The 7764-nt window shown below is 40.0% G+C and carries 9 protein-coding genes and 1 pseudogene; 6 read left to right on the top strand and 4 right to left on the bottom strand.

Annotation, left to right across the window (positions count from 1 at the left end):
• Positions 1 to 663 (top strand): IS30-like element ISLpl1 family transposase (locus tag ATN92_RS19875; protein ID WP_158106788.1); only part of this gene is annotated, 663 nt, incomplete at its 5' end.
• Between the two features lie 148 nt (positions 664 to 811).
• Here ATN92_RS19875 and prgO read toward each other — a convergent pair.
• Both prgO and prgP read right to left on the bottom strand, forming a co-directional pair.
• A complete protein-coding gene (gene prgO, locus ATN92_RS19870) occupies positions 812 to 1093 on the bottom strand; it encodes a DNA segregation protein PrgO (RefSeq protein WP_042255044.1) in 282 nt (93 codons plus the stop codon).
• Positions 1080 to 1979 (bottom strand): ParA superfamily DNA segregation protein PrgP, encoded by a 900-nt coding sequence (gene prgP / locus ATN92_RS19865; RefSeq protein WP_042255042.1) that lies wholly within the window; start codon positions 1977 to 1979, stop codon positions 1080 to 1082. Before prgP ends, prgO begins: the two co-directional genes overlap by 14 nt.
• An 838-nt stretch (positions 1980 to 2817) precedes the next feature.
• On the opposite strand from prgP, the gene ATN92_RS19860 reads away from it, so the two are divergent.
• The 5 genes and pseudogenes from ATN92_RS19860 to ATN92_RS19840 all read left to right on the top strand — a co-directional run bounded on the left by ATN92_RS19860 (position 2818) and on the right by ATN92_RS19840 (position 7107).
• Entirely contained in the window at positions 2818 to 4119 is a 1302-nt protein-coding gene (locus tag ATN92_RS19860; RefSeq protein WP_234032525.1) for a primase C-terminal domain-containing protein, read from the top strand.
• Positions 4120 to 4400: 281 nt separating this feature from the next.
• Complete coding sequence (locus tag ATN92_RS19855; protein WP_056950631.1) at positions 4401 to 5321, top strand: IS30-like element ISLsa1 family transposase; 921 nt, start codon at positions 4401 to 4403, stop codon at positions 5319 to 5321.
• Between the two features lie 15 nt (positions 5322 to 5336).
• A pseudogene (locus ATN92_RS19850) lies at positions 5337 to 6095 on the top strand (replication initiator protein A); the annotation flags it as partial.
• Between the two features lie 258 nt (positions 6096 to 6353).
• A complete protein-coding gene (locus ATN92_RS19845; protein ID WP_014564139.1) occupies positions 6354 to 6635 on the top strand; it encodes a type II toxin-antitoxin system RelB/DinJ family antitoxin in 282 nt (93 codons plus the stop codon).
• Positions 6625 to 7107: a hypothetical protein gene (locus tag ATN92_RS19840; RefSeq protein ID WP_056950634.1), complete on the top strand. Its 483-nt coding sequence runs from the start codon at positions 6625 to 6627 to the stop codon at positions 7105 to 7107. The genes ATN92_RS19845 and ATN92_RS19840 overlap by 11 nt, the downstream gene beginning before the upstream one ends.
• Here ATN92_RS19840 and ATN92_RS19835 read toward each other — a convergent pair.
• Together ATN92_RS19835 and ATN92_RS19830 are read right to left on the bottom strand one after the other, a co-directional pair.
• Positions 7097 to 7375, bottom strand: coding sequence for a hypothetical protein (locus tag ATN92_RS19835; RefSeq protein ID WP_056950637.1), 279 nt, complete (start codon positions 7373 to 7375; stop codon positions 7097 to 7099). The two genes, ATN92_RS19840 and ATN92_RS19835, sit on opposite strands and share 11 nt — an antisense overlap.
• 22 nt (positions 7376 to 7397) lie before the next feature.
• A complete protein-coding gene (locus ATN92_RS19830) occupies positions 7398 to 7607 on the bottom strand; it encodes a hypothetical protein (protein ID WP_054519259.1) in 210 nt (69 codons plus the stop codon).
• Positions 7608 to 7764: the final 157 nt, after the last annotated feature.

Here is a 7764-nt window from a genome sequence, read left to right as displayed (position 1 = left end):
GCTCACGAATTTAAACTAGCTACTAAATCTATTTATAATTGGCTAAATCAGGGGAGAATTGATTTCTCCTTGAATGATCTACCTGAACATGGCGTACGCCAACGGCGTAACGTTGACCAACGATCCAAATATAATCAATCTTTGGGGCGATCAATTGAACAGCGTCCCATGATGATTAATCAACGTAATCGCATCGGCGATTTTGAACTAGATACAGTCGTTGGTCCTCGTGGGTATAGTAAGGCAGTTTTATTAACTTTAATCGATCGAAAATCACGGTTCCTTTGGGCATACCGGTTAAAAGATCGGACGACAGTGACTGTTAATGAAGCACTAACTAAGTTCCTAACCACTTTTAATGGTCCGGTGCACAGCTTTACTGTGGACCGTGGCACTGAGTTTAGTGGGCTAGTATCACTTGAATCACAATATGGTATTAAGACCTATTACTGCCATGCTTATACGCCAGCCGAACGTGGTAGTAATGAACGCTTTAATCGGAATTTACGTTATTTTTATCCTAAAGGGACTCGTTTTGAACACATTAGTGCTCAAGATTTAACGACGACGTTACTCCAAATTAACCAGCGACCGCTTAAAATACTCGACTGGCAAACACCGTATCAGGTTATGCTGACAAATTTGTCCAAAAATTCGGATTAAATTTGCAATCTACCTATAGTTTAATCTATGGAATCAGAAAAAGTATACTAGTGGAAAAGTATATTTAGCGACTAGTATACTTTTTAAAATGCTTGTTTATCAGTGATTATAGGCCAATTATCATAAGTATACTTTTGCACTAGTATACTTATGACTGTTTTCTCTGATAAATGCTGTCGAAGATTTCTCTCTCTCTATCTGAAAGCGTGTTTTGCTTATATGCCTCAACAGCACTTTCTACAAGTTCATACATTTTCACGTCTTTAATGTAAGCTAGACTCTTTATCGTGTCAAAAACAGGTGGATCGACCCTTAGGCTTTTTCTGTCCGCTGCGGAGTATTTAGTAGTTTTTTGTTCATCTCTGGAATCATCGACTGTTTTTTTTATGTTCACTTCGAAGTGATCAGCATCTTTTTTAATCAAGGCCATCAGCACTTATCTCCTTTCCAAGTGGTGTTAGTTTTTTGCCATTGAGATATTTTGGCGTGTAGACATAATCGTCAGCAATATCTCCTTTACTTTCGAATTGGTCTATTCTTTCCATTAATTCCGCGTAAAGATCGGAAAAGAGTGCGAACATAGCACGATCGTGGTAGTCTTCAAACTGAACTCCGTATTCACCATAATTTTCAAGGCGTAAGTGACTTTTGATAATGGCATTGAATATATTCTGTTTACCAAAATATTTAACGGTCTTATCAACAATGAGCTGTTCAACCGTGTGAGTTTTGTCAAGCATGACTAACAGTATTCCCGCGACCTGAACATTAATCTCGTCGCTGAAGTCATCGTATAGAGTTTGAAGATAAGTGTTGGTTAGTTCCTTTGAACCCTCAAATGCGAATCTCTTGGTTTCTTGCACAACAATTACATAGTCAGTTGCAACCATTATGTTGTCGACTTTTATATCTGTTGCTGGTGGAGTGTCTATAAAAATAAAGTCATAGTCGTCTTTGATTTTATCTAGTAATTTTTTGAAGTAAAAGGTTCGTTCGTGGACACCCTTTATATGGTCGGCTACCCATGTGCCCCAGTTTCGAAAATCAGAATCTCCTGCAATGGCATCTAGATTTTCTGTTAGATGCGTGATTCCCTTACTTAGATCCTTATCATTTAAGCATCTTGTTATAGAAGCGGGCCAATTTGATTTATTAAAGGTCATACCGAGCATGAATGTACTGTTTGCTTGGAGATCCATATCAATATGTAAAACCTTTTTATGGAAAACGGTGGCAAGAGTGATTGCGAACATCACATTATTGGTCGTCTTGCCAACGCCCCCTTTTTGGTTGCTTAAAGCGATTACGTACGTCATTGATAACACTTCTCTCATAAGTATACTTCTGCTACAAATATAGTATACCATATTGAAACCTGAAATCAAGCTTTTTTATCAAAAGTATACTAATATAAAAGTATACTAATATACTCTTATACTTTTACATTAGTATACTCGTGGATTTGTGGATTAATATACTAAAAAACATCAAAAGTATACTTTTGATGTTTTTGTTTACATTTTCTTTGTTATGGTGTATGGTTACCTTAAATAAAAGAAAAGCGCCACCCAACGGCAATTGGGAAGCACTCGACAAAAAAATCTTTTTCATTCAACTAAAGAGATTATACCAGCAAAATGGTAAGATGTCGAGAATGGTGTGATTTCAAAACGGTAGGGGACAAGCTGCCGGGTAAAAACAAAGGGGACACGTGTGGTGAGCGACTTCTGTGCAAATTCACTGGATCTAGTTAATTAGATCCGTAGGCGGTAATTTAAAAATTTAAAAGTTTATTCGGGGGTAGTCGGACTACGTCCACCTTAAGCAACTTGGCATAACGCTAAGTTGCTTTTTTGTCTGCGCTTTTTCGGTTTCTATGTCATTTCTATTAAGCTAACTTAGGTGTTTATTTTGAAAGGAGGTGAGCTCACCATGTACGATTTAAAGACGGTTCAGACTGCACAAAAGCTGGTATTACACGATTCATTACATACCTATAAAGTTAAAAATAGTCGTTCTAATATTGCCGGACAAGTGATGGAAACTCCTACAAAAAAAGGGGCCATTGCGCTCTTCAGCAGTAAAGATTCAATGCAAAAAGCACATGGTGTGGTTATCACCTCTTTTGAAGCACTTGACGCCATCGCCGATCGTATGACTCACTGGACGCCCAATACATTCAGCTGGCTTGGCTATACGCAAAATCGGTCGAGTGTTCGGGGACACCGGGAAGCTAACTTAGCTCAGATTAATACCTTGGTCGTTGATATTGATTTTGCCGACGCACAAGAACGAGACGCGCGTGAGCAAGAGGTCTTGGGGGCCGTAACCGTTGCTGACTTATTCATTCCCACGATGATTTTGCGGACTACGAAGGGATTCCATATCTACTACGTTTTTGATCAGCCTATGTTTTTGCGGAAAACACGCGGTCAGTTTCCAGTCTTAAAAGCAGCCCAAAAAATGTCGAGTTTTGTGCGGCAATGGATTCAAAAACGAGTGGCAGGGGTCGATGTCGGCTGCAATAACTTTGGAATTTTTCGAATTCCCCGGCAAGACAATCTAGTCTTTTTTGATGCACATATGTTGGTCCAGGTGAGCGCTCTGATGAAGTGGTCACAATATTATGCTGCCCAAGTTCCGGTTACGAAGCCGGATAAACGACAGGTGATTTCTCTAGCCCCAGATGAAGGTCGGCAGGTTGACCAAGCTTGGTTTAAAGCCTTATTGAAAGTGACAACAGTCAAATCAGGTCAAGGTTTAGCCCGTCACAACACGGTTTTGACGTTAGCTTTAGCGATGTATCAGTCAAAAATCTCGCAACAACGTGCGAGAGACGTGCTTGACGTCTTCAATTCAAATCTACATGATCCGTTGGCCGATCGCGAAGTTGTACAGTGCGTGAGAGACGCCTATTCAGGTAACTATCGGGGGGCAGCACTGAGTTATGTTCAAGGACTATTGGATCAATGGGTGCCTAATTTTTCAGGTAAAGTTGTTGCTGGGATTGGCTGGCATAAATTTGCTAAGCCGCGTGCCGAACGACAATACAGTCATGCCCACGAATGGCGTAACGATGTGCTTGCATTGATTAATCGAATGGGTGGTTCTGCCGCTTCGGTTGCCATGTCAACGCGTCAAATTCAAGCTGAATTAGGGATTTCTCCGGCGAGTTTGAATCGGGTTATGAAGCAACTACAAGCAACTTCGCAATTGAAGCGGGTGCAGCGTGGTAACCAGCCAACTTTATTGACGACGGTGACCATGTTATTTAAGTCGGCTATGGTGAGCCGTCAGGCTCAAAGTAAAGCGTGGACAGGGTATTTAACGACACTAATGCCAACTGTAAGCAAAAATGTTTATGAGCCAACAGTTGGTACTTTAACTGAGATACAAGCGGTGAGTGGTGATTCAGAGCCACCGTGGGGAATGGAGACGAGAAGAAGAACGGGGTGAAAAGTGCTGCTATCAATTGCCATAGGTATATATCTAGAATAGGCTTGTTGCTGTGTGAGGGTATTGTTAGTTTGGTGGTTTGTTGGGGAACTCACAAAAATATCTTGGCAAACTTTAGGAAGTGCGGTAAACTATAGTCAGTCAAAGGGAACATATGTTCCTGATGTGGCCAACTTAATAGTTGGCAAATTCTATAATTAATCTGAACAGAAATTAAAAAGCCCAAAGCAATCACTTACAATGGTAGTAGCTAATTCCAACCAATATAGGGAGTGATTACTTTGGGTACATCTACTTTATCACGTTTTCAACGTGGCGCACTAGCACAACTGGTCAATGAGGGGAATAAATCTTACCAAGTAATGGCTGACGCCTTAGGCGTCGCCAAAGCTACGATTAGCTATGAGTTGGACCGGGTTAAACCTTATGATCCAGAATTAGCTCAGCAAGATGCAGATCGCAAAAGGCGGAATTGCGGTCGTCGTTCGATGCTGACGGCAGCATTAGCGACTTTAATTACCAATCACTTACGATTAACCTGGTCACCAGAAACCATTGCGGCCGCTTATAACTTGAGCACTGCGTCAATTTATAATTGGCTTAATCGTGGCTGGCTCCCCTTCAAATTGACTGATCTACCCAATCGGAATGTCCGCCAGCACCGAGTGAGCGAAAATCGTGGGAAATTTACAAGTGGGACTTTCATCGAACAACGGCCAACAACTGTTAATCAACGGTTAGCTTTTGGTCATTGGGAAGTAGATACGGTGCTTTCTAGTCGAAGTGAGTTACGATCATGTCTGGTTACATTCGTAGAACGTAAGACTCGACTTCTATGGGCCATCAAAGCCCCTAATAGAACGGCTAAGGCTCTAAACACCGCCTTTGGCAAGTTTATGGGGGCCTTCGGTCCCCAAGCAAAATCCATTACTGTTGATCATGGTAAAGAGTTTGCCAATTATCAGGCCTTAGAACAGGATTATCAGATCAAAGTTTATTTTTGCCATCCATATTCACCATGGGAGCGAGGTTCCAATGAATATTTTAATAGACGGTTACGCTGGTTCTTCCCGAAAAAGACCAATTTTAGCCAAGTAACGACTGATGAGATCCTAGCAGCACTTGAACTAATTAATCAACGACCATTAAAAATACATCATCAACAGACTGCCATTGAAAGATTCCGGGCTTGTTCGGATTAAACTTGTAATTTGCCTTGCCATAATCAAAAAGTCGTCAAAATTAAAAAAGAACTCGAATCCGCTCATTTGCTGATGCAAAAACAACTGGGCTTTAACCCAAAAACAAAAAAGAATGAACCGAATCGCTTATATCTGTCCAAGCTCGATGTGAAAGCAACCGATGTCTATTTACGCGGTGAAGATAGCCCAAAAGTGTCTCAAACCCTTGCTACAAGCGGAACTGCAAAAAGTGCAGTTAATCTATATAAAGAACCTAAAGAAAAAGATAAAGATAGATACAAGATAGATACTCAAAAGTTAAATTTTTCCACAGCTAACTTTTCACCAGCTGAAATAGAAATCCAAAATCGGGATTTAGTAAAACATGCTGATGAGTTCTTAACGGATTCAGAAAGTGGCTGGGAAGTCTTCTTAGAACCCGAAGCCATTCAGCTGCTCAGTTTTTGGTGCCGCACTCCGCAACAAATGCGGCGCTTCATTGGCATTATCTTAAATGCTAAGTACCGAGTTGAGAAAGATCACAAAGATATTGGTGTCATAATCCCACTTGATGATGAGGAACTGAAACCTTTAATGACTAAAGCCTTGAGACGCTACTTTAACGCCCTGAGAAGCAATGAGAAGCACATCAAGAATGTTGAGAACTACTTATACGGCACCATGCAAAACCTATTTGGCGTTTGGTGGAATAAACAAGCGGCTAGAGAATATGCGGCCAAACACCCCGAAGAAGAAAAGCCGGCCGACAACGATAACAGTGGGTTGTACTACTAGCCCTAAAAGGCTACAAAATCCTTTCTAAGCGATTTTAAGACTTACTAACCTAATTTATACTTACTTAAGCTAGAGTTAAATGGCTTAAACAGAAGAATAGGGGCTTTTAAATGAGTGTCAGAGCTAACCAGGCTAACTAAAAAGTTCAGCCTTTAGATCAACGCCAAGCTCAAGTGATTTGAGGCCAAGGCTTTATCTATTGATAAGGTACTCAAAAGGTAGTATAATGGTAGTAGCAAAAAAGGAGATGAGACAATCATGGCAGTTAAGGAAAAGAAACGGGTCCAAGTCAAGATTGATAAAGATTTGGCCGATGATACCGAAGCAATTTTAAGCGAATTGGGCTTAAATCCAACCACGGCCATTAACATGTTTTACAAGCGGATTGTTGCTAATGGTGCTTTACCTTTTAATGCGTCTTTAAGCGAAGAAGAAAGAGCTAATTTACGCTTTTTAAAGGCGACCGAAGGGACACCAGTCACCGAGTTCAAAGACGCTAAAGAGGTCGCTGATTGGCTCAACGATCCAGATGAGGACTAATGACTTAGTCAGCCTATACGTTAGTTTTGTAGAAACTAACGGTGGCAAGTCTCGGCCAGTTTTAATTCGTCGGGTATCAGAACAGAAGGTCGAAGCTTTTAAAATTACTAGTCAGTATGAAAAGAAGTCGGCTTATATCAAGCAACAATATTATCCGATTCAAAATTGGCAATCCGCTGGGTTGAAGAAACCTTCCTGGGTCGATCTTGGTAATATTTATCGCTTTCCCAAAGCCGGTTTAAACTTTAAAGAAATCGGTCATTTAAGTAAGCTAGATCAAAATAAAATTTCAGATTTTACGCTTGACCTAAAATCAAAAAGAAGAGGTAAGGGTCAAAAGATAATTCAACAGCGATCAAGTAAAAGGAAGCACAAAGAAAGTAAAGCAGAGCTTACACAAAGAATTCAAAAACAGTTAAAAGACTTTGCTAAACACAATCCTGAAAATAAAAACGATCGGCCTAGTTATTAGGTTGATCGTTTTTGAGTTTATTTGGTTTATGGACATTAACGTAATCGGCAAATATTTTTAAAAGCTCTTCGGTTTGTTCAACCGAGAGATTATCAGCTTGAAAGTATTTTTCTAGCAAAGCCCCTTTTTGAATTAATCGGCGAGAACGGGCTTTGCGGGCTTGTCGATTTTCATAGTATTTAGATTGTCGTAATTTAAAATCTTCCCGATCAATTTTTTGTTTTAAACGCGCTTGCTGCTCGACTAGTTTTTCATATTGATTAGACATGGAATTTCCCCATCTCGTATGGCTAATGATCTACGGACTTTACCTTTAAAAATTCAGAAAATTGCTTAGCTAAAAGCTTAATCTGATCGTTAGACAAATTAGCATAATCTAAATTGGCTTGACTGATGATTTGTTTACCTAGCCGTTGTTCAATCTTATTTTTTTCGTCCTTAATTTTTTGATTAAGGGCTTTTAATTTAGCTTCTTGTTTTTCTAAGTTACTTTTAGACATAACGATCCCTCAAATCATATTAGAAATAATCACCGAAACTATATCATATAGGAAACGTTAAGTCAAAGTATAAAAGTTGAAATAGCGAAGCGGAAGGCATACACTAAAAATAAATTCAGGAGAATCAGCAGACCGAGTGAAACGAGGTCAATGCGCA

It is taken from the genome of Companilactobacillus bobalius, from assembly GCF_009764355.1.
This window is presented reverse-complemented; position numbering and strand designations above follow the sequence as displayed.